We start from the raw sequence: 21,680 nt of genomic DNA on the forward strand, positions 1-21,680 counted from the left end.
CCCGGGACGCTCGACGTCCGCAACAACCACCCACCAAAGTGCGCCCTGCGGCGCCCATCGAGTAACTGGAGACATCTGTGTCCGTAAAGATCGGAATCAACGGGTTCGGTCGCATTGGTCGTAACTACCTGCGCGCCGCCCTCGCGAAGGGCAGCGACCTCGAGATCGTCGCGGTGAACGACCTCACCGACAACAAGACGCTCGCGCACCTGCTCAAGTACGACTCCATCACGGGCCGTCTGGACGCCACCGTCGAGCTCGACGGCGACAACATCGTCGTCAACGGCAAGCCGATCAAGGTGCTCGCCGAGCGCGACCCCGCCAACCTCGGCTGGGGCGACCTGGGTGTCGACGTCGTCATCGAGTCGACCGGACGCTTCACCAAGGCCGACGACGCCCGCAAGCACATCGAGGCGGGCGCCAAGAAGGTCATCATCTCGGCCCCGGCCACCGGTGAGGACGCCACGTTCGTGATGGGTGTCAACGAGCACCTGTACGACCCGGCGTCGCACAACATCATCTCCAACGCCTCCTGCACCACGAACTGCCTCGCGCCGCTCGCCAAGGTGTTCAACGACGAGTTCGGCATCGAGCGCGGTCTGATGACCACGGTCCACGCCTACACCGCCGACCAGAACCTGCAGGACGGCCCGCACTCCGACCTCCGCCGCGCCCGCGCCGCCGCGATCAACATCGTGCCGACGTCGACCGGTGCCGCGAAGGCCATCGGCCTGGTCCTCCCGGAGCTGAAGGGCAAGCTCGACGGCTTCGCGCTCCGCGTCCCGGTGCCCACCGGCTCGATCACCGACCTCACGGTCACCGCATCGCGTCCGGTCACGGTCGACGAGATCAAGGCCGCCTACAAGAAGGCCGCCGAGGGTCCCCTCAAGGGCATCCTGAAGTACACCGAGGACGAGATCGTCTCCAGCGACATCGTGTCCGACCCGCACTCGTCGATCTTCGACTCGGGTCTGCTGCGCGTCCTCGGCGACCAGGTCAAGCTCTCGAGCTGGTACGACAACGAGTGGGGCTACTCCAACCGTCTGGTCGACCTGACCGAGTACGTGGCCGAGCGCCTCTAACGACAGGGAACCGACGTGACGCTCCGCACTCTCGACTCACTCGGTTCGCTCGCCGGCAAGCGTGTCGTCGTCCGCTGTGACCTCAATGTGCCCCTCGAGGGCGCGAGGATCACGGACGACGGTCGTGTGCGAGCGTCGATTCCCACCCTGAACGCTCTGATCAATCAGGGCGCGAAGGTGGTCGTGATCTCCCACTTGGGCCGCCCCGATGGCGCGCCCGATGCCAAGTACAGCCTGGCGCCGGTCGCCCAGCGGCTCTCCGAGCTGCTGGGCGCGCCGGTGACCTTCGCGCGAGACACCGTGGGCGGTGGCGCGAAGGAAGCCGTCGACGGCCTGAAGAACGGCGACGTCGCCCTGCTGGAGAACCTCCGGTTCAACCCGGGGGAGACCGCGAAGGACGACGCCGAGCGGAAGGTCTTCGCCGAGAAGCTCGCCGCGTTCGGCGACGCGTTCGTATCCGACGGCTTCGGCGTGGTCCACCGCAAGCAGGCGAGCGTCTACGAGCTCGCGCAGCTGCTGCCGAGCGCGGCCGGCACGCTCATCCAGGCCGAGCTCGAGGTGCTCGACCGGCTGACCGAGAACCCCCAGCGACCGTACGCGGTCGTCCTCGGCGGCTCGAAGGTCTCCGACAAGCTGGGCGTCATCGGGCACCTGCTGCCCAAGGTGAATGCGCTGCTGATCGGCGGCGGGATGCTGTTCACCTTCCTCGCGGCCAAGGGTCTCACGGTCGGTTCGAGCCTGCTGGAGGCGGACCAGATCGACACGGTGAAGGGCTACCTGGCGAAGGCCGAGGAGCTCGGTGTCGAGATCGTGCTCCCGCGCGACGTGGTGGTCGCCTCGAAGTTCGGCGCCGACGCGGAGCACGCGGTGCGCCCGATCGACGCCATCGAGGACACGGAGTGGGGCGACAAGGGCCTCGGGCTCGACATCGGCCCGGAGACCTCCGAGCTGTTCTCCGAGTACATCCGCCGGTCACGCACGGTGTTCTGGAACGGTCCGATGGGCGTGTTCGAACTCGCACCGTTCGCCGCCGGCACGAAGGCGGTCGCCCAGGCGCTGACGGAGGTCGACGGCCTGAGCGTCGTCGGCGGCGGCGACTCCGCCGCGGCCGTCCGCGCTCTCGGCTTCCGTGACGACCAATTCGGTCACATCTCGACGGGCGGAGGCGCCAGCCTCGAGTTCCTCGAAGGCAAGCGACTCCCCGGACTGGAGGTCCTCGGATGGCAGCAGTGAACCCCGCGGTGCGGCGCGTGCCGCTCATCGCCGGCAACTGGAAGATGAACCTGGACCACCTCCAGGCGATCGCGTTCGTGCAGAAGCTGGCGTGGACGCTGAAGGATGCGAGCCACGACTTCTCCGCGGTGGAGGTGGCGGTCTTTCCGCCGTTCACCGACCTGCGCAGTGTGCAGACGCTGATCTCGGCCGACAAGCTCCCGCTCGCCTTCGGCGGTCAGGATGTCTCGGAGCACGAGTCCGGCGCCTACACGGGTGAGGTCTCTGCGGCCTTCCTCGAGGCGCTGGAGTCGCGGTACGTGATCATCGGCCACTCCGAGCGGCGCACGCTGCACGCGGAGACCGACGAGCAGGTGGCGGGCAAGGTCGCGGCAGCATTGAAGCACAACATCGCGCCGATCATCTGCGTGGGCGAGACGGCGGAAGACCTCGAGGTCCACGGCGCGAGCGCCGTCCCGGTCGCGCAGCTGCGTGGCGCGCTGGCGAAGGTCGACTCGGCCGCCGATTTCGTGGTGGCGTACGAGCCGGTCTGGGCCATCGGCTCGGGCCAGGCGGCGACGCCGGAGCAGGCCGAGCAGGTCTGCGCGGCGCTCCGCGCGGTGATCGCGGAGGTGCTCGGCGATGACGTGGCAGCGAAGACGCGCATCCTGTACGGAGGATCGGTGAAGTCGGGCAACATCGCCGGCTTCATGCGTGAGCCCAACGTCGACGGCGCGCTCGTCGGCGGGGCGAGCCTCGACGTGACCGAGTTCGCGGCGATCGTCCGCTATCAGAAGCACGTCGGCCTCTAACCGGCATCGCACGGTATACTGGCCGTTGGCTTTCCCCGGGCTCGGCCCGGACGCTTTCCCGAAAGGTTCCCTGTGCTCATTCTCCAGGTCGTTCTGCAGGTGCTGCTGGGCATCACCAGCCTCCTGCTGACGCTGCTCATCCTCCTGCACAAGGGTCGCGGTGGCGGTCTCTCCGACATGTTCGGTGGCGGCGTCACCTCGAACCTCGGTGCGTCAGGCGTCGCCGAGCGCAACCTCAACCGGATCACCGTCATCCTCGGTCTGATCTGGATCACGTGCATCGTGGTGCTCGGCCTGATCACCAAGTTCAGCGCGTAAGCGCATCACTGTAGAAGGAGAACAGCATGGCTTCCGGAGGCAGTGCAATTCGCGGCTCGCGCGTCGGCGCAGGTCCCATGGGCGAGCAGGACCGCGGTTTCCACGCCGAGCGCGTCGCCATCTCGTACTGGGACGCACTCGGTAACGAGACCGTCCGCTACTTTGCGGCGAACCTCCCCGAGGAGGAGATCCCCGACATCATCGACTCGCCGTCGACGGGCCTGCCCGCCGGCCGCGACAAGGAGAACCCGCCGTCGGTGGCGAAGGCCGAGCCGTACAAGACGCACCTCGCGTACGTCAAGGAGCGCCGCAGCGAGGAGGAGGCCGAGCAGTTGCTCGACGACGCCCTCAACCAGCTGCGTGCCCGCCGAGGTCGTCCCACCACCAACTAGGCATTCCGTCGCGAGGCCGTCCACCAGTCGGGTGGGCGGCCTTCGTCGTTCGCCCCACCGGCATTCGGCACGAATCGTCGCGACGGCTACACTGCCTGGCAGGGAGGTGTGGGATGCGCGGACCGGCCGACGACCGAGCGGGCGTACCGCGTGCCCTCGCCGACGAGGTCGGCCGCCTCAGCCTGCTCGCGCTGCTGGGGCAAGCGGTCGACTCGGCGGAGGAGGCCGAGCGCCTGCTGACCCGGAACGCCGACGGATCCCCGCCGTCGGCTGCCGATGCGCGGCGCAACCTGCGCCTGCGGGTGGGCTTCGCCGAGCTCCAGCACTGGGTGGACGACCTCGACCTCGCGGGGCGGGACGCCGAGGTGCGCGACGAGACGTCGCGGTTGCTCGGCTTCTACCTGCACCTGCTGACTTACGCGTTCGACCGCGACATCAGCGAGGCAGGGCGCGACCGGCTGGCGATCCGCAGTCGCGGACCACTCACCGGTGCGCCCTGCGCACGGCTGACGGCGCTCCGGGAGCGGGTCAGTAGCTGGGAGCGATGAGGTTCTCGGGCACGTCGACCGCTGCATCCTTGTCGACGAAGAACACGGTGCGTTTGCGGCCCTTCGCTCCGGCCACAGGAACCTCGGTGTAGCTGGCGCCGGCGAGAGCGAGGCCGAGGGCGCTCGCCTTGTCGGTGCCCGAGAGCACCAGCCAGATCCGGTCCGAGGAGTTGATCACCGGACGGGTGAGGCTGAGCCGCTGCGGCGGCGGCTTGGGCGACTCGCGCTCGGCGATCACGGCGAGCTCGGTCTCCCGGATGCCCGGCCGGTCCGGGAACAGCGACGCGATGTGGCCGTCCGGCCCCACCCCGAGGAACATGATGTCGAACTTGGGGATCGGCAGGCCGTCCGTCCCGAACGCCTCGAGCTCAGCCGTGTAGACGCGCGCGGCCTCGTCGATGTCCGGGATCTCGTCCGAAGACGGGAAAGGATGCACGTTCTCCGGCGGCACCGCGATGTGGTCCAGCAGAGCCTCGCGGGCCTGGAGCTCGTTCCGGTCCGGGTCGTCCCGCGGCACGAAACGCTCGTCGCCCCACCAGAAGTGCACCTTCGACCAGTCGATGGTGTCGCGGGCGGGGGAGGCGTTGACCGCCTCCAATACCGCGATTCCCATCGTTCCGCCGGTCAGCGCGATGTTGGCGCGTCCCAGGTCGTCGAGGATGTCGATCGTCTTGGTGAGGAAACGCGCGGCCACCGACGCGGCCACGGCCTCCTTGTCCGGGTGGACGAGCACCCGCCGTTCGTTCGTCATACCCTGGCGCCTGCTCCCTCGTCAGAGGCCTCCAGCTGTGCGAGACCCTTCGTGATCACCTCTCCGTAGAGGTCGTCCGGGTCCAGCCTACGCAGTTCCTCCGCGAGGCAGTCGCGGAGGTTGCGGCGTGGCAGCGAGAGGTCGTGCGACGGCTGCCCCGGCTGGGACAGGTGGGCGACGTTGGGGATCTCGCGCGCGAGCTCGATCACCCCGGACCCGCGCTCCATCTTGACGCCGTGGATGCCGCCGGAGCCGATCGCGCGCGAGGCGAGGTCGTACTGCACCGGCACCTGCAGCTGCAGGCGCAGCCAGGCGGCCAGAAGGAGGGTGGAAGGGGAGTCCGCAGCACCCGCCACGTCGACGCCGGTGATCGGCTCGAACGGCGGCTGGTCGAGGACCGCGGCCAGCTGTGCACGCCACAGGGTGAGGCGCGTCCAGGCGAAGTCCGTGTCACCCGGGGCGTACGTCTGCCCCAGGTGGAACAGGAAGTCCTGCGGGTTCGGCTGCGCGGAGGCGTCGGTGATCCGCCGGGTCGCGATGCGGCCCAGGGGAGAGCTCGACGCCCTCTCGGGTGCGATGCCCGGCCACCAGACCACGACCGGAGCGTCGGGCAGGAGCAGGCCGGTGACCAGTCCTTCCTCGTCGCTCGCGGTCTCGCCGTAGGCGCGGAGCACGATGACCTCGCTGGCCCCGGCATCCCCGCCCACGCGGATCTGGGCGTCGAGGCGGGCCTCGCCGCCCTTCCGTGGTCCGTCCTCCTCGGTCGAGACCACGATGACGCGCATCGGGTGCTCGCGGGAGGCGTCGTTGGCGGCCTCGATGGCCTCCTCCTCCTGTCCGAGGTGCGTCGCGATGATGAGGGTGAGGACGCGGCCGAGGGCCACGGCGCCTCCCTCCTCACGGATCTTGACGAGCGCCTTCGAGATGTTGCTGACGGTCGTCGCGGGAAGATCGACGATCATGGACGCCTCCAAACGCGGCCGTCACGGGCGAGGAGCTCGTCGGCCGACTTCGGGCCCCAGGTTCCGGGGCGGTACTGCTCGGGCTGGCCCTGCGTGGCCCAGAAGTCCTCGATCGGGTCGAGGATCTTCCAGGAGAGCTCGACCTCCTCGTGGCGGGGGAACAGCGGCGGGTCGCCGAGCAGCACATCCAGGATGAGCCGCTCGTACGCCTCGGGGCTGGCCTCGGTGAAGGCGTGGCCGTAGCCGAAGTCCATGCTCACGTCGCGCACCTGCATGCCGGCGCCGGGGACCTTCGAGCCGAAGCGGATGGTCACACCCTCGTCGGGCTGCACGCGGATCACGAGAGCGTTCTGGCCGAGGGCGCTGGTCTGCGACTCCGCGAAGAGCTGCTGCGGCGCGCGCTTGAAGACGACCGCGATTTCGGTGACCCGGCGGCCCAGGCGCTTGCCGGCCCGCAGGTAGAAGGGCACTCCCGCCCAGCGGCGGGTGCCGATCTCCAGCTTGATGGCCGCGTAGGTCTCCGTCGTGGACTGGGGATTCATCCCGTCCTCCTCGAGGAACCCGACGACCTTCTCGCCGCCCTGCCAGCCGTTGCCGTACTGGCCTCGGGCGGTGGACGTGGAGAGGTCCTTGGGCAGCCGGACGGCGGCGAGCACCTTCTCCTTCTCGGCACGGAGGTCCGCGGCGTTGAACGAGATCGGCTCCTCCATCGCGGTGAGCGCGAGGAGTTGCAGCAGGTGGTTCTGGATGACGTCGCGCGCAGCACCGATGCCGTCGTAGTAGCCGGCCCGGCCGCCCACCCCGATGTCTTCCGCCATGGTGATCTGCACGTGGTCGACGTAGTTGGCGTTCCAGATCGGCTCGTACAGCTCGTTGGCGAAGCGCAGGGCCAGGATGTTCTGGACGGTCTCTTTGCCGAGGTAGTGGTCGATGCGGAACACCGAGTCCGGCGGGAACACCGTCTCGACGACGGCGTTCAGCTCCCGCGCCGACTGGAGGTCGTGCCCGAACGGCTTCTCGATGACGACGCGCCGCCAGCCGTCGCCGGACTGGTCGGCCAGGCCGGAGCGCTTGAGCTGCTCCGTCACGATCGGGAAGGCCTTCGGCGGGATGGACAGGTAGAACGCGTGGTTTCCCATCGTGCCGCGTGCGACGTCCAGGTCTTCGACGGTCTTCTTCAGACGCTGGAACGCGTCGTCGTCGTCGAACTCTCCCGGCACGAAGCGGATGCCCTGCGCCAGCTGCTTCCACACGTCGTCGTCGAACGGCGTGCGGGCGTACTGCTTGACCGCGTCGTAGACGACCTTCTCGAAGTCCTGGTCCTCCCAGTCGCGCCGGGCGAACCCGACGAGGGAGAACCCGGGCGGCAGGAGGCCGCGGTTCGCGAGGTCGTACACCGCGGGCATCAGCTTCTTGCGCGACAGGTCGCCTGTCACTCCGAAGATGATGAGGCTGCTGGGCCCCGCGATGCGATTGAGACGGCGGTCGGAGGGCAACCGCAGCGGGTTGAACTCCGGAGTGATATCCACCGGTGACAAGTGACTGATCTCCTTAACCGGGCTCAGTTGACGGCCTCGAACAACGAGACGACGTCCGCCTCGGGGTTCGTGAGCGTCAGGGTCAGCACCGGGCGGCCGTGCTCGCCGAGCACGCTGGCGTCGCCGGCGGCCTGGGCCTGGATGAGCTGACCGAATGTGAAGGGACGGCCGGGGATCTCGAGGTCCTCGGACGGCGTCGCCGTGATCTGCAGGAACACGCCGACCGCGGGTCCACCCTTGTGGAACTGACCGGTGGAGTGCAGGAAGCGCGGGCCCCAGCCGAAGGTGACGGGGCGGTTCGCTTTCGCAGCCAGGAGGTCGCGGATGCCCGCGAGCTGGGGGAGGGCGATGCGGTCGACGTACGCCTGGACCGCCACGTAGCCGTCCGGGCCGAGCTGCGCGAGCAGCGCGTCCACCGCGGCATCGAGCGTGTTCGCCGATCCCAGGAACGAACCGCTGGTCCGCACCTCGATGCCGCCGGCGGTGAACGCCGGGGTGACGGCCTCCGGCCGGTTGTCCAGCAGCGACCGAGCGGCGACCTTCGCGGCCTCCACGTCCGGCTGGTCGAACGGGTTGATGCCGAGCAGGCGTCCGGCGACGGCCACCGCGTACTCCCAGACGATGAGCTGGGCCCCGAGGCTGCCGGAGACGAGGATCTCGCCCTCGTGCCGGTCGGCCGGGAACAGGTGGTGGGCTTCCGCGTTCGCGACGAGGCGCACGACCTGCAGATCGGCCGGCTTCGACTCGAGCTCCGGCGCAAGCTTGTCCAGCACGACCGGGAGGAGGCCCGTGCCCTCCTTGCCGGTGGACTCCGCGATCAGCTGCTCGGCCCAGTCGGCGAACCCGACGATGTGGGTGCCGTCTGCGACGATGCCCAGCTTGTCCTTGAGCGGGTTGGTGCCGGCGATCGCAGCGCCGAGCACGAGTCCGGGGTTCTGCTCGTTGTCGACCGCGAGCTCGATCAGCGTGGCCTCCGCCTCGTCGAGCAGCTCGGCGATGTCGACTCCGGCGAGACCCGACGGCACCAGGCCGAACGCGGTCAGTGCGGAGTACCGTCCGCCGACGTTGGGGTCGGCGTTGAAGACGTGGTAGCCGGCCTCGCGGGCCGACTGGTCCAGCGGAGAACCGGGGTCGGTGACCACGACGATGCGCTCGCGCGGGTCGATGCCCGCATCCTGGAACCACTTCTCGTACACGCGGCGCTGGCTGTCCGTCTCGAGCGTCGAGCCCGACTTGGACGAGATGACCACCGCGGTGGCCTCCAGCCGGTCGCGCAGCGCGGCGAGCACCTGACCCGGGTCGGTGGAGTCGAGCACGGTCAGCTCGGCCTCCGCCGTCCGGGTGATGACCTCCGGCGCGAGCGACGAGCCGCCCATGCCGCCGAGCACGATGTGGTTGACGCCCTTGGCGTGCAGCTCACCGCGCAGGGCGTCGATCTCGGCGACGAGGGGCCGCGAGATGGCGACGGCCTCGGTCCAGCCGAGACGCTTGGCGGCCTCGGACTCGGCGGCCGGACCCCAGAGGGCCGGGTCCTGGGCCGTGATGCCCGAAGCCACCCTGTCGGCGACGAGCTGCGGGACGACGGTGCGGACGGCCTCGGCCGCCGCACCGGTCACGTGGATGCGGAACGTCACTTGGCGGCTCCCTCGAGGGCGTTCTTCACGGTCTCCACCAGTTCTGCCCAGGAGACGTTGAACTTCTCGACGCCTTCGCGCTCGAGGGTGTCGGTGACATCGTCGTAGCTGATGCCGAGCTCGGCCAGCTTGTCGAGGACGGCCTTCGACTCCGCGTAGGTGCTGGTCACGGTGTCGCCGGTGATGTTGCCGTGGTCGAAGGTCGCGTCGAGCGTCTTCTCCGGCATCGTGTTGACGACGTTCGGGGCGACGAGGGCCTCGACGTACAGGGTGTCGGGCAGGCTCGGGTCCTTCACACCGGTGGAGGCCCACAGCGGACGCTGCTCGTTGGCCCCGGCCTCGATGAGGCGCTTGGCGCGGTCGCTGGCGAACTCCTGCTCGAACACCTCGTAGGCGAGACGGGCGTTGGCGATGCCGGCCTTGCTCTTGAGGCCTTCGGCCTCGTCGGTGCCGAGAGCCGAGAGGCGCTTGTCCACCTCGGTGTCGACCCGCGAGACGAAGAACGACGCGACGGACCGGATGCCGGAGAGGTCGATGCCCGCCTCCTTGGCCCGCTCGAGGCCGGTGAGGTAGGCGTCGATGACCTGGCGGTAGCGCTCGAGGCTGAAGATCAGCGTCACGTTGACGCTGATGCCCTCCGCGATGGTGTCGGCGATGGCCTCGATTCCCTCGACGGTCGCCGGGATCTTGATCATGACGTTGGCCTTGTCGACCTTCGCCCGCAGCTTCTTGGCCGTCTCGACCGTCGCAGCGGCGTCGTGCGCCAGGCCCGGCTCCACCTCGATGGAGACGCGGCCGTCGACCCCGTTGGAACGCTCGTAGACGTCGTGGAAGATGTCGCTCGCCTTGGCGACGTCGTCGGTGGTGATCTCGAAGATCGCCTCGTCGACGCCGGTGCCGGCGGCGGCGAGCTGGCGGACCTGCTCGTCGTACGCCTCACCCTTGGACAGGGCCGTGGCGAAGATCGTCGGGTTCGTGGTCACGCCGACCACGTTCTTCTCGGCGATCAGCTTCTGCAGGCCACCGCTGTTGATGCGCTCACGCGAGAGGTCGTCCAGCCAGATGCTCACTCCGGCGGCGGACAGGGCGGCCGTCGGAGTTTGGGTGGTGGAAGTTGTGTCAGTCATTTCTGTTCTCTCCTCTTGTGCCCGCGCTCAAAGCGACGCGAGCGATTCCTTCGCGGCGGACACGGCATGCTCGGTGGTCATGCCGAACTCACGGAACAGCGTCTTGTAGTCGGCCGACGCACCGAAGTGCTCGATCGACACGCTGCGACCGTGGTCGCCCACGATCTTGTCCCAGGCCAGCGCCAGGCCGGCCTCGATCGAGACGCGGGCCTTGATCTCTGCGGGGAGCACCTTCTCCTGGTACTCGGCGGACTGCTCGGCGAACCACTCCAGGCTGGGCGCGGACACGACGCGGGCGTTGATGCCCTCGCCGCGCAGCACCTCGCGGGCCTCGAGTGCGATCTGCACCTCGGAGCCGGTCGCGATGAAGATCAGGTCCGGCGTGCCGCGCGGCGCCTCGGCCAGGATGTACGCGCCCTTGACGACGTTCTTGGCCGACGCGAGGGTGTCGCCCTCTGCGTCACCCTCACCGCGCTCGAACACCGGGAGGTTCTGCCGCGTCAGCGCGATGCCGGCCGGCCCCTGACGGCGCTCGAGGATGGTCTTCCAGGCCCAGGCGACCTCGTTGGCGTCGCCCGGACGGACGACGTCGAACTGCGGGATGGCGCGAAGCGTGGACAGCTGCTCGATCGGCTGGTGCGTCGGGCCGTCCTCACCGAGGGCGACGGAGTCGTGGGTCCAGACGAAGATCGACGGAACCTTCATCAGGGCCGCGAGACGGAGGGACGGGCGCTGGTAGTCGCTGAAGATCAGGAACGTGCCGCCGAACGGACGGGTCGGTCCGTGCAGCACGATGCCGTTGATGATCGCGGCCATCGCGTGCTCGCGGATGCCGAAGTGCAGCACGCGGCCGTACGGGTTGCCCGTCCACTCGTGGGTCGAGCGCTCGCTCGGCACGAAGGAGGGGGCGCCCTCGATGGTGGTGTTGTTCGACTCGGCGAGGTCGGCCGAGCCGCCCCACAGCTCCGGCATGGCCGCAGCAATGGCGTTGATCACCTTGCCGCTTGCGGCACGGGTGGAGACGTCCTTGCCCGGCTCGAAGACGGGGAGGGCGCTCTCCAGGTCGGGTGTCTCGCCGGACAGCAGACGGTCGAGCAGCTGCTTGCGCTCCGGGTTCGCGTCGGCCCAGGCGTCGAAGTCCTTCTGCCACTCGGCGTGCTCCTCGGCGCCGCGCTCGACGGCCTTGCGGGTGTGCTCGATGACCTCGTCGGCGACCTCGAAGGACTGCTCAGGGTCGAAGCCGAGCACCTCCTTGACCGCACGCAGCTCGTCGGTGCCGAGGGCGGATCCATGGATCTTGCCGGTGTTCTGCTTCTTCGGCGACGGCCAGCCGATGATGGTCTTCAGGATGATGAGCGACGGCTTGTCGGTCACCTCCTGGGCGTTGACGATCGCCTGGTGAAGCTCCTGCACGTCCTCCTCGTAGACGCCGGTCTTCTTCCAGTCGACGACCTGCACGTGCCAGTGGTACGCCTCGTAGCGCGCCTTGACGTCCTCCGTGAAGGCGATGTCGGTGTCGTCCTCGATCGAGATCTGGTTGCTGTCGTAGATCGCGATCAGGTTGCCGAGTTCCTGGTGGCCGGCGAGCGACGACGCCTCCGAGCTGATGCCCTCTTCGAGGTCGCCGTCGGACGCGATCACGTAGATGTGGTGGTCGAACGGGCTCTCGCCGGGGGCGGCGTCCGGGTCGAACAGGCCGCGCTCGAAACGCTGGGCATATGCAAAACCGACGGCGGAGGAGATGCCCTGGCCGAGTGGTCCAGTGGTGATCTCCACGCCGTCGGTGTGTCCGTATTCGGGGTGGCCGGGGGTGAGGGAGCCCCAGGTGCGGAGCTTCTTCAGGTCGTCGAGCTCGAGACCGTAGCCGCCCAGATAGAGCTGGACGTACTGGGTCAGCGACGAGTGGCCGGCCGACAGGACGAAGCGGTCCCGGCCGAGCCAGTGCTGGTCGCGAGGGTCGCGGCGCATGACCTTCTGGAAGAGCAGGTATGCCGCGGGGGCGAGGCTCATGGCGGTGCCGGGATGCCCGTTGCCCACCTTCTCGACCGCGTCGGCCGCAAGGATGCGAGCCGTGTCTACTGCCTTGTTGTCAATGGGATCCCACTGCAATGCTGCCACTGAAAACTGACCCTTCGTAGATGAGGTGAGGGTCGTCGTGGAACCCGCACCGATTGAGGTAGTGCGCGCCGTGGACGTCATCGGCGCCGGTGTCCTCTCCGTCACAGTCCTACAAGAACGGTCGACCGGGGAGGGGGTTCGGCTGGCGAGCACCTCCAAGTATAGGTAACGCGCACGTAACGTGGGGTGTTCCCCCAGACGGTTGCGTCACACGAGGACACGGGGTAGCCGCCCGGCCGCGCCTCTACGTGCCGTAGACTTTCGGGTGGGGCTTTCGCACCCATCCGCCGACACCACACGAGGAGCAATGGACGTCGCTGTAGAGAGTCGTGTCGAGCCGGGCCGCACGGGGTTCGCACGCAAGGTGAAGGCGTATGTCGCTCTCACCAAGCCGCGTGTCGTCGAACTGCTGCTGGTCACCACGGTTCCGACGATGATCCTCGCTGCGAACGGCATCCCGAGCCTCTGGCTGGTGCTCGCGACTGTCGTCGGCGGCTACATGAGCGCCGGATCGGCGGGCGCTTTCAACTGCTACATCGACCGCGACATCGACCGCGTGATGCGACGGACGAAGAACCGTCCGCTGGTCACCGGCGAGCTCTCGGACCGCGAGGCGCTCGTCTTCGCGTGGGCGTTGGGTATTGCGTCGGTGGTCGTGCTCGGCTTCTTCACGAACTGGCTCGCCGCGGCGCTGTCGGTCGCCGCGATCCTGCTCTACGTCGTCTTCTACACGCTCATCCTGAAGCGCCGGACCCCCCAGAACATCGTCTGGGGCGGCATCGCCGGCTGCATGCCCGTTCTCATCGGGTGGGCGGCCGTGACGGGTTCGCTCGACTGGGCGCCGTTCATCCTGTTCGGGATCATCTTCCTCTGGACGCCGCCGCACTACTGGCCGCTGTCCATGAAGTACCGCTCCGACTATCAGGAGGCGGGCGTTCCCATGCTCGCGGTGGTGCGCGGCCGTGCGGTCGTCGGCCTGCAGGTCATCCTGTACGCCTGGGCGATGGTCGCCTGCTCGCTGCTGCTGATCCCTGTCGCACACATGGGGCTGCTGTACACGGCGGTCTCGCTGGTGTCGGGCGGCTGGTTCATCTACGAGTCGCACCGCCTCTACAATCTGGCCATCCGGCATGCCGCCGTCTCGCCGATGCGGGTCTTCCACGGCTCGATCGCCTACCTGACGCTGATCTTCCTCGCCGTCGCGATCGACCCGCTGCTGCCGTTCTAGAAGAGACGGGCCCGGTCGCCACGGCACCCACCGCCTGCCGCCGGTCGCCGCCGCCCCCTAGCATGTGCGCATGACAGCGCTCCTGCTGACGGCTCGCCTCGCGCTGGCGGCGCCGACCGAGGATGACATCCCGGACGTCGTGGACGCGTGCCAGGACCCGGAGACGCAGGCGTGGGTGCCGCTCCCGTCGCCGTACACCAGGGAGAGCGCCGAGTTCTTCGTGCGCAGCTACGGCCCGCACGGTGCCGCCAGCGGCCGTTACACCGTGTGGGCAGTGCACCTGCGCGACGGCGGCCGGCTGCTGGGGGCGCTCGAGGTGCGCGCTGACGACGCCGAAGGCGTGGCCTCGCTCGGCTGTTGGTCGGGGCCGTGGGCACGCGGGAACGGCTACATGCGCGAGGCGCTCGGCGCGGTGGCGCGCTTCGCACTCGACCCGTCGGGGCTGGGATTCGACCAGCTGAACTGGGTGTACGTCCCGGGCAACGAGGCGAGCAGGCGCCTGGCCGTCGCGGCCGGCTTCCGGTTCGACGAGGGGATCCTGACCTCCGTCAGCCTGCACGGCCAGACACGGGAGGCCTGCGTCGGGACGCTACGCCGCGACGACGTCGGCCGTTGAGTCGGTCCGCGCACCGAACCGCTCGACCGGCGCACTGAGCGAGAACAGGGTGGCGGTCATGCCGGCAGCGAGAAGTGCGGCGAGAGTCATGTGGAGGCCGACCAGGATGCCGGGGAGGCCGGTGTTCGCCTGGATGAGGCCGACCGCGATCTGCGCGACCTCGACGGCCAGCAGGGACAGTGTGAAGCGGCGAACCGGAGTGGTCCGGTAGCGGAGCGAACCGACGACCAGCACGATCGTGAGCGCGAAAGTGACGTACGCCGGGATGGCGTGCACGTGCTCCAGGATCTCGGGGTTAAACCCGCTGCGCGGCGTCTTCGCGTCGCCCGCGTGCGGGCCGGACCCGGTGGTGATGATGCCCACCACGATGGTGACCAGGACGACGACGCTGGTGATCCAGGCGGTCGTGGCGAACCATCCCGGCACCGCCCGGACGCGCGGCCCGGGGACGGCGTAGACCCGCACCAGATACGAAGTGGTCAGCGCGACCAGTACGATCGACGTCACGAAGTGGATCCCGACCACCCACCAGGTGAGGCCCGTCAGCACCGTGATGCCGCCGACGATCGCCTGGAACGGCACGCCGAGGCCGGCTACGAAGGCCAGCCAGAACAGGTCACCGCGGGTGCGGTAGAGCTTGACGACCTGGAGGAAGGCGATGATGGCCAGGATCGCCAGCACCCCGCCGAGCAGGCGGTTGCCGAACTCGATGACGCCGTGGACGCCCATCTCCGGCGTGTTGACCAGCGAGTCCGCCGTGCACTTCGGCCAGGTGGGGCATCCCAGGCCGCTGGAGGTCAGTCGCACCGCACCACCTGTCGCGACCAGCAGCACCTGCGCGGCCAGGTAGATCCAGCCGACGACACGGGTCCGCCGGTCCACGCGGTCGGGCAGCCAGGCGATGATGCGCTTCATGGTCTCAGTAGTTCCTCGGTGCTCATGACTCTGTGTGTGCTTGCAACATTCGGTAATGAAGCGGTGTCGGGATGCGGATACTCGGGCAACGCGCAGCCGCGCCTCTACTTTTACCGCGCCGCACCTGTAGAATTGGTGGGTTCGAAGAACGCGCCATCGTGCGCGTGCCAGGCGGTCGGATTCCTCCGTCCGTGGCCGAGGCATCGTGGCCCGTGTCCTCGAACAGTCTAGGTACGCACGTGTTGGTACGCGCTGTGTTTGGTACACGCACCGCCACTCGTACAACCAAAAGCTCGAAGCGCACGGTGTGAGCCGTGCGCGGCGAGGGAATGGGCCGGACTGATATCCGGTTACGAGTGGAAGGAAACGAGGTAGATATGTCAGACATCCTGATCGATCGGCCCGAGCTCGCCTCATTGGGGCAGTACGAGTTCGGCTGGGCGGATTCGGACGCTGCGGGCGCGTCCGCGCGTCGTGGCCTCTCGCCTCAGGTGGTGAAAGACATCTCCGTGCTCAAGAGTGAGCCCGACTGGATGCTTCAGCGCCGCCTGAAGGCCCTCCAGCTGTTCGAGCGCAAGCCGATGCCGACCTGGGGTGCCGACCTGTCGGAGATCGACTTCGACAACATCAAGTACTTCGTCCGCTCCACCGAGAAGCAGGCGCAGACCTGGGAAGACCTGCCGGACGACATCAAGAACACGTACGAGAAGCTCGGCATCCCCGAGGCGGAGCGCCAGCGGCTCGTGGCCGGCGTCGCCGCGCAGTATGAGTCCGAGGTCGTGTACCACCAGATCAACGCGGAGCTCGAAGCCCAAGGCGTGATCTTCATGGACACCGACACCGCGCTGCGTGAGCACCCTGAGTTCTTCGAGGAGTACTTCGGCACCGTCATCCCCAGTGGTGACAACAAGTTCGCCGCCCTGAATTCTGCCGTCTGGTCCGGCGGCTCCTTCGTCTACGTGCCTCCGGGAGTTCACGTCGACATCCCGCTCCAGGCCTACTTCCGCATCAACACGGAGAACATGGGCCAGTTCGAGCGGACGCTGATCATCGCCGACGAGGGCAGCTACGTCCACTACATCGAGGGCTGCACTGCACCGATCTACAAGTCCGACTCGCTGCACTCCGCGGTCGTCGAGATCATCGTCAAGAAGAACGCCCGGGTGCGCTACACGACCATCCAGAACTGGTCCAACAACGTCTACAACCTCGTCACCAAGCGGGCGACCGCGGCCGAGGGGGCGACGATGGAGTGGATCGACGGCAACATCGGCTCCAAGGTGACGATGAAGTACCCGTCGATCTATCTGATGGGGGAGCGCGCCAAGGGCGAGACCCTGTCGGTCGCCTTCGCAGGCCCCGGGCAGCACCAGGATGCGGGCGCCAAGATGATCCACATGGCGCCGTACACCCAGTCGTCGATCGTCTCGAAGTCGATCGCTCGCGGGGGTGGCCGTGCCGGCTACCGCGGCGAGGTGCGGATGGACACGAACGCGCACCACTCCGCGAACACCGTTCGCTGCGACGCGCTGCTGGTCGACACGATCTCCCGCTCCGACACGTACCCGGCGATCGACATCCGGGTGGACGACGTTCAGCTCGGCCACGAGGCGACCGTCTCGCGCGTCAGCGAGGAGCAGCTGTTCTACCTGATGTCCCGCGGCATGCCGGAGGACGAGGCGATGGCCATGATCGTCCGCGGCTTCATCGAGCCGATCGCGCGGGAGCTCCCGATGGAATACGCACTCGAACTCAACAAGCTCATCGAGATGGGCATGGAAGGCTCCGTCGGATGACGCAGACCCAGCAGACGCAGACCCCCACGTCGGAGACGACGGAGGCCGCGCCGGCTCCGACGCACCTGCGCGCGCCCGTTCCCGTCCAGTCCCGCGCCGAGCGGTTCACCTCCACCGAGGTCACGGCGTTCCCTGCTGTGACGGGACGCGAGGCGATGTGGAAGTACACGCCCGTCGCGCGCCTCGAAGAGCTGATCGCCGGTGAGCTCGACGGCTCGCCCTACGTCTACGACGCGACCGCAGAGAAGGGCTTCTCGACCCTGTGGGTCGGCCGCGGAGACTCGCGCATCGGAGCCGCCGGCCAGCCGGAGGACCGCGCGTCCGCCAACGCCTGGACGGCGTTCGAGCAGGCGCTGCTGGTCAGCATCAGCGCCGACAACAGTGCCGACGGCAGCACCGAACACCGCGAGGTCACCCTCACGCGTTCCGCTCTCGGCGCAGCGCCACGGGCCGCGCACACGGTCATCGAGGTCGCCCCGGGTGCGGTAGCGACCCTCATCCTGCAGAACACCGGTGCCGCCCACCTCGCCGAGAACGTCGAGTTCCTGCTCGGGAAGGACGCCGACCTCACGGTGGTCTCCCTCCAGGAGTGGGACGACGACGCCCTGCACGTGGCCGCGCACTTCGCCGAGCTGGCGGAGGGCGCGCGTCTCAAGCACGTCGCCGTCACCCTCGGCGGCGGGGTCGTACGGCTCAACCCGTCGGTGCACCTCGCCGGCGCGCGCTCGAACACGGAACTCCTGGGCGCCTACTTCGCCGACGCGTCGCAGCACCTCGAGCAGCAGGTGTACGTCCACCACGACGGTCCCGAAACCCGCAGCCGCGTCACCTACAAGGGTGCGCTGCAGGGTGCGGGTGCGCGGACGGTCTGGATCGGCGACGTGCTGATCGGTCCGAAGGCCGTCGGCACCGACACCTACGAGCAGAACCGCAACCTCGTCCTCACCGACGGTGCGCGCGCCGACTCCGTCCCGAACCTCGAGATCGAGACCGGCGACATCGTCGGAGCCGGCCACGCCAGCGCGACCGGCCGGTTCGACGACGAGCAGCTCTTCTACCTGCAGTCCCGCGGTATCCCGGAGGAGGAGGCACGGCGCCTCGTCGTGCGCGGATTCCTCGCCGAGATCGTCCAGCAGATCGGCTCGCCTGCGCTCCAGGAGCGCCTGCAGGTCAAGATCGAGGACGAGCTCGAAGCGACCTCGGTCACCGCCGCCGGGGCCGAGAACTGATGGCGGGGCAGCGCGTCGCCGCCCTCGCGGAGCTCGTCGAGAACCAGGCAACCCGCGTGGTGCTCGACGGCGTCCCGATCGCGGTCGTGAAAGACTCCTCCGGCACCGTCCACGCCATCGGCGACACCTGCACGCACGGCGAGATCTCGCTGTCGGAGGGCTTCGTCGAAGACGAGACACTGGAGTGCTGGGCGCACGGCTCCCAGTTCTCGCTCGTCACCGGCAAGCCCCTCAACCTCCCGGCCTACGAGCCGGTCCCCGTCTTCGGCGTCGAGATCATCGACGGAGACGTATACATCGACCCCAGCGTTCCGAAAGAGACCAAGTAACCATGTCAGTCCTCGAGATCCGCGACCTCCACGTCACCGTCGAGACGGACCAGGGCACCAAGCCCATCCTGAACGGCGTCGACCTCACCATCAACGAGGGTGAGATCCACGCGATCATGGGCCCCAACGGCTCGGGCAAGTCCACCCTCGCCTACACGATCGCCGGTCACCCGAAGTACACCGTCACCAAGGGCAGCATCACCCTCGACGGCGCCGACGTGCTCGCCATGACCGTCGACGAGCGCGCCCGCGCCGGCCTCTTCCTGGCGATGCAGTACCCGGTGGAGATCCCCGGCGTCACCAACACCAACTTCCTCCGCACCGCGAAGACCGCGATCGAGGGCCAGGCGCCGTCCATCCGCACCTGGGTCAAGGACGTCCGCGAGTCGATGAACGCGCTGCGGATGGACTCCTCCTTCGCCGAGCGCAACGTCAACGAGGGCTTCTCGGGCGGCGAGAAGAAGCGCAACGAGATCCTGCAGCTCGAACTGCTGAAGCCGCGGTTCGCGGTGCTCGACGAGACCGACTCCGGGCTCGACGTCGATGCGCTGAAGATCGTGTCCGAGGGTGTGAACCGCGCCAAGGCGAACACCGGACTCGGCATCATGCTGATCACGCACTACACGCGCATCCTGCGCTACATCAAACCGGACTTCGTGCACGTCTTCGTCGCCGGCCGCGTCGCGGAGCAGGGCGGTCCCGAGCTTGCCGATCGGCTGGAGGAGGAGGGCTACGACCGCTACGTCGACGCCCCCGAGTCCGCCTCCGCCGCAGCGGCCGAGCTGGCCGCGGCTCCCACCGAAGCGTGAGCGGCGAGAGGTAGTCTGTGTTGACAGGGAAAGAGGGATCATGCCCGCCACGCTGAGCCCCGCGCTCTTCGACCAGGTCGAGGAGGCGCTGAAAGACGTCATGGATCCCGAACTCGGGATCAACGTCGTCGACCTGGGCCTGATCTACGACCTGGCCTGGGACGACGAGAACAACGCGCTCATCATCTCGATGACGCTGACCAGTGCCGGCTGCCCCCTCACCGATGTGCTCGAGGAGCAGACCGCCGAGGCGCTCGACGGTATCGTCGAGGCCTTCCGCATCAACTGGGTGTGGATGCCGCCGTGGGGTCCCGAGCGGATCACCGACGACGGCCGCGACATGATGCGCGCCCTCGGCTTCGCTATCTGACTTACTCTCCCAGCCATCCGTTCCTCGCTTGATCCGGCGCGCGCCCGGCGTGCCGCCTGATTAACCGAGGAACGGATGGCTTCTGAACGAATGGAGCAACTGTGCTTGCCGTGCAGGGGCTAGAACTGCGCGTTGGCGCGCGCCTCCTCATGGAGGACGTGAGCTTCCGCGTCGCCGACGGCGACAAGATCGGGCTGGTCGGGCGCAACGGCGCCGGCAAGACCACGCTGACGAAGGTGCTCGCCGGCGACCTGCTGCCCACCGCGGGCAAGGTCGACCGCTCGGGCGAACTCGGCTACCTGCCGCAGGACCCGCGCTCCGGCAACCTCGACGACCTGGCGCGCACGCGCATCCTCGACGCTCGGGGCCTCGGCTCCATCGTGCTCGGGATGCAGCGGGCGACCGTGGATATGGCGAGCACCGACACGTCCGTGTCCGAGGCCGCGATGAAGACCTACGGCCGGCTGGAGGAGCGCTTCCACCTGCTCGGCGGGTATGCGGCGGAGGCGGAGGCGGCGTCCATCGCCTCCAACCTCAACCTTCCGGATCGCATCCTGGAGCAGCCGCTGAAGACCCTGTCGGGCGGCCAGCGCCGGCGCATCGAACTGGCGCGGATCCTGTTCTCGGATGCGCGCACCATGATCCTCGACGAGCCGACGAACCACCTCGACGCCGACTCGGTCATCTGGCTGCGCGACTTCCTGAAGAACTACAGCGGCGGTTTCATCGTCATCTCGCACGATGTCGAGCTGGTCGGCGAGACCGTCAACCGCGTCTTCTATCTGGATGCCAACCGCCAGGTCATCGACATCTACAACATGGGCTGGAAGAACTACCAGCGCCAGCGCGCCGCCGACGAGGAGCGCCGCAAGAAGGAGCGCGCCAACGCCGAGAAGAAGGCTGGCGCGCTGCAACTGCAAGCCGCGCGGTTCGGGGCGAAGGCGACGAAGGCGGCGGCCGCCCACCAGATGGTGGCGCGTGCCGAGAAGCTGCTGGCGGGTCTGGACGAGGTGCGGCAGGTCGACCGCGTGGCGAAACTGCGCTTCCCGACGCCCGCACCGTGCGGCCGCACGCCGCTGCAGGCGAGCGACCTGTCGAAGAGCTACGGCTCGCTGGAGATCTTCACAGCGGTCGACCTGGCGATCGACCGCGGCTCGAAGGTCGTCGTCCTCGGTCTCAACGGTGCGGGCAAGACCACGCTGCTCCGGATGCTGGCGGGCGTCGACCGACCCGACACCGGGCAGGTGGAACCCGGCCACGGCCTGCGTGTCGGCTACTACGCGCAGGAGCACGAGACGATCGACGTGGAGCGCAGCGTGCTGCAGAACATGGTCTCCTCGTCGCCGTCGCTCACCGAGACCGAGGCGCGCAAGGTACTCGGCTCCTTCCTCTTCACCGGTGACGACGCGCACAAGCCGGCCGGCGTCCTGTCCGGAGGCGAGAAGACCCGCCTCGCCCTGGCGATGATCGTCGTCTCGGGAGCGAACGTCCTGCTGCTCGACGAGCCCACCAACAACCTCGACCCCGCGAGCCGCGAAGAGATCCTGGATGCGCTCGCGCACTACGAGGGCGCGGTCGTGCTGGTCAGCCACGACGAGGGCGCCGTCGAGGCGCTCAACCCCGAGCGGGTGCTCATCCTGCCCGACGGCGTCGAGGACCACTGGAACCGCGACTACCTCGACCTCATCTCCCTCGCGTAGCGCCCACCGCGTCCCGCCCTCCACCCTCCACCCACCGTCGAGTCCACACTTTCTGCACGCTTGCCGCGGGGCGGTTTCAGGTGGTGGATGCAACGAGGAGTTGGTTTAACCTGTTGGCTGGATTATGCCAGCCGAGGGTTTGCCGGGGGCGTCCGTTGAGTTGGCGGGCGATTTCGTCGAGGTCTTCCTGGGTG

21 protein-coding genes and 1 pseudogene are annotated in these 21,680 nt (G+C 68.3%); 14 read left to right on the forward strand and 8 right to left on the reverse strand.

Annotated elements, in window-relative coordinates:
• The first annotated feature begins 77 nt into the window (after positions 1-77).
• The 6 genes from gap to AB4079_RS05310 all read left to right on the forward strand — a co-directional run bounded on the left by gap (position 78) and on the right by AB4079_RS05310 (position 4,364).
• The gene (gap, locus tag AB4079_RS05285) at positions 78-1,082 is read left to right on the forward strand and encodes a type I glyceraldehyde-3-phosphate dehydrogenase (protein ID WP_441786235.1); all 1,005 of its coding nucleotides are present in this window, start codon (positions 78-80) and stop codon (positions 1,080-1,082) included.
• A gap of 15 nt (positions 1,083-1,097) precedes the next feature.
• Positions 1,098-2,315, forward strand: coding sequence for a phosphoglycerate kinase (locus AB4079_RS05290; protein ID WP_441786236.1), 1,218 nt, complete (start codon positions 1,098-1,100; stop codon positions 2,313-2,315).
• A complete protein-coding gene (gene tpiA / locus AB4079_RS05295; RefSeq protein WP_441786237.1) occupies positions 2,303-3,106 on the forward strand; it encodes a triose-phosphate isomerase in 804 nt (267 codons plus the stop codon). The genes AB4079_RS05290 and tpiA overlap by 13 nt, the downstream gene beginning before the upstream one ends.
• 72 nt (positions 3,107-3,178) lie before the next feature.
• The gene (gene secG, locus AB4079_RS05300; protein WP_018191139.1) at positions 3,179-3,424 is read left to right on the forward strand and encodes a preprotein translocase subunit SecG; all 246 of its coding nucleotides are present in this window, start codon (positions 3,179-3,181) and stop codon (positions 3,422-3,424) included.
• A 26-nt stretch (positions 3,425-3,450) separates the two neighbouring features.
• Positions 3,451-3,816, forward strand: a complete 366-nt coding sequence (locus AB4079_RS05305) for an RNA polymerase-binding protein RbpA (RefSeq protein WP_441786238.1) — start codon at positions 3,451-3,453, stop codon at positions 3,814-3,816.
• Between the two features lie 113 nt (positions 3,817-3,929).
• A complete protein-coding gene (locus AB4079_RS05310; RefSeq protein WP_441786239.1) occupies positions 3,930-4,364 on the forward strand; it encodes a hypothetical protein in 435 nt (144 codons plus the stop codon).
• Here AB4079_RS05310 and pgl read toward each other — a convergent pair.
• The 6 genes from pgl to tkt are packed head-to-tail and all read right to left on the reverse strand — an operon-like array spanning position 4,345 to position 12,494.
• Entirely contained in the window at positions 4,345-5,115 is a 771-nt protein-coding gene (gene pgl / locus AB4079_RS05315; protein ID WP_441786240.1) for a 6-phosphogluconolactonase, read from the reverse strand. The genes AB4079_RS05310 and pgl overlap by 20 nt on opposite strands.
• Complete coding sequence (locus AB4079_RS05320) at positions 5,112-6,077, reverse strand: glucose-6-phosphate dehydrogenase assembly protein OpcA (RefSeq protein ID WP_441786241.1); 966 nt, start codon at positions 6,075-6,077, stop codon at positions 5,112-5,114. Before AB4079_RS05320 ends, pgl begins: the two co-directional genes overlap by 4 nt.
• Positions 6,074-7,615: a glucose-6-phosphate dehydrogenase gene (gene zwf / locus AB4079_RS05325; protein WP_441786242.1), complete on the reverse strand. Its 1,542-nt coding sequence runs from the start codon at positions 7,613-7,615 to the stop codon at positions 6,074-6,076. Before zwf ends, AB4079_RS05320 begins: the two co-directional genes overlap by 4 nt.
• A 23-nt stretch (positions 7,616-7,638) precedes the next feature.
• On the reverse strand, positions 7,639-9,249 hold the full coding sequence (locus tag AB4079_RS05330; protein WP_441786243.1) for a glucose-6-phosphate isomerase: 1,611 nt from the start codon (positions 9,247-9,249) through the stop codon (positions 7,639-7,641).
• The gene (gene tal, locus AB4079_RS05335) at positions 9,246-10,376 is read right to left on the reverse strand and encodes a transaldolase (protein ID WP_441786244.1); all 1,131 of its coding nucleotides are present in this window, start codon (positions 10,374-10,376) and stop codon (positions 9,246-9,248) included. Before tal ends, AB4079_RS05330 begins: the two co-directional genes overlap by 4 nt.
• A gap of 27 nt (positions 10,377-10,403) precedes the next feature.
• Complete coding sequence (tkt, locus tag AB4079_RS05340) at positions 10,404-12,494, reverse strand: transketolase (protein ID WP_441786245.1); 2,091 nt, start codon at positions 12,492-12,494, stop codon at positions 10,404-10,406.
• Positions 12,495-12,801: 307 nt separating this feature from the next.
• On the opposite strand from tkt, the gene AB4079_RS05345 reads away from it, so the two are divergent.
• Entirely contained in the window at positions 12,802-13,722 is a 921-nt protein-coding gene (locus tag AB4079_RS05345; protein ID WP_441786246.1) for a heme o synthase, read from the forward strand.
• Positions 13,723-13,792: 70 nt separating this feature from the next.
• Positions 13,793-14,338: a GNAT family N-acetyltransferase gene (locus AB4079_RS05350; protein WP_441786247.1), complete on the forward strand. Its 546-nt coding sequence runs from the start codon at positions 13,793-13,795 to the stop codon at positions 14,336-14,338.
• On the opposite strand, the gene AB4079_RS05355 is transcribed toward AB4079_RS05350, so the two are convergent.
• Positions 14,312-15,253, reverse strand: a complete 942-nt coding sequence (locus AB4079_RS05355) for a COX15/CtaA family protein (RefSeq protein WP_441786248.1) — start codon at positions 15,251-15,253, stop codon at positions 14,312-14,314. The two genes, AB4079_RS05350 and AB4079_RS05355, sit on opposite strands and share 27 nt — an antisense overlap.
• A 377-nt stretch (positions 15,254-15,630) precedes the next feature.
• Here AB4079_RS05355 and sufB point away from each other — a divergent pair, with 377 nt between their 5' ends.
• The 6 genes from sufB to AB4079_RS05385 all read left to right on the forward strand — a co-directional run bounded on the left by sufB (position 15,631) and on the right by AB4079_RS05385 (position 21,486).
• Entirely contained in the window at positions 15,631-17,049 is a 1,419-nt protein-coding gene (gene sufB, locus AB4079_RS05360; protein WP_441786249.1) for a Fe-S cluster assembly protein SufB, read from the forward strand.
• Complete coding sequence (sufD, locus tag AB4079_RS05365) at positions 17,046-18,278, forward strand: Fe-S cluster assembly protein SufD (RefSeq protein WP_441786250.1); 1,233 nt, start codon at positions 17,046-17,048, stop codon at positions 18,276-18,278. Before sufB ends, sufD begins: the two co-directional genes overlap by 4 nt.
• Positions 18,278-18,607, forward strand: coding sequence for a non-heme iron oxygenase ferredoxin subunit (locus AB4079_RS05370; RefSeq protein ID WP_441786251.1), 330 nt, complete (start codon positions 18,278-18,280; stop codon positions 18,605-18,607). Before sufD ends, AB4079_RS05370 begins: the two co-directional genes overlap by 1 nt.
• 2 nt (positions 18,608-18,609) lie before the next feature.
• The gene (gene sufC / locus AB4079_RS05375; RefSeq protein WP_441786252.1) at positions 18,610-19,416 is read left to right on the forward strand and encodes a Fe-S cluster assembly ATPase SufC; all 807 of its coding nucleotides are present in this window, start codon (positions 18,610-18,612) and stop codon (positions 19,414-19,416) included.
• Between the two features lie 40 nt (positions 19,417-19,456).
• The gene (locus AB4079_RS05380) at positions 19,457-19,786 is read left to right on the forward strand and encodes a metal-sulfur cluster assembly factor (RefSeq protein WP_018191123.1); all 330 of its coding nucleotides are present in this window, start codon (positions 19,457-19,459) and stop codon (positions 19,784-19,786) included.
• A gap of 101 nt (positions 19,787-19,887) precedes the next feature.
• Positions 19,888-21,486 (forward strand): ABC-F family ATP-binding cassette domain-containing protein, encoded by a 1,599-nt coding sequence (locus AB4079_RS05385; RefSeq protein ID WP_441786253.1) that lies wholly within the window; start codon positions 19,888-19,890, stop codon positions 21,484-21,486.
• Between the two features lie 76 nt (positions 21,487-21,562).
• Here the strand turns inward: AB4079_RS05385 and AB4079_RS05390 are convergent.
• A pseudogene (locus AB4079_RS05390) lies at positions 21,563-21,680 on the reverse strand (IS30 family transposase); the annotation flags it as partial.

The organism is Leifsonia sp. 2MCAF36 (assembly GCF_052115525.1).
In the GTDB taxonomy this organism is placed as follows: domain Bacteria; phylum Actinomycetota; class Actinomycetes; order Actinomycetales; family Microbacteriaceae; genus Leifsonia.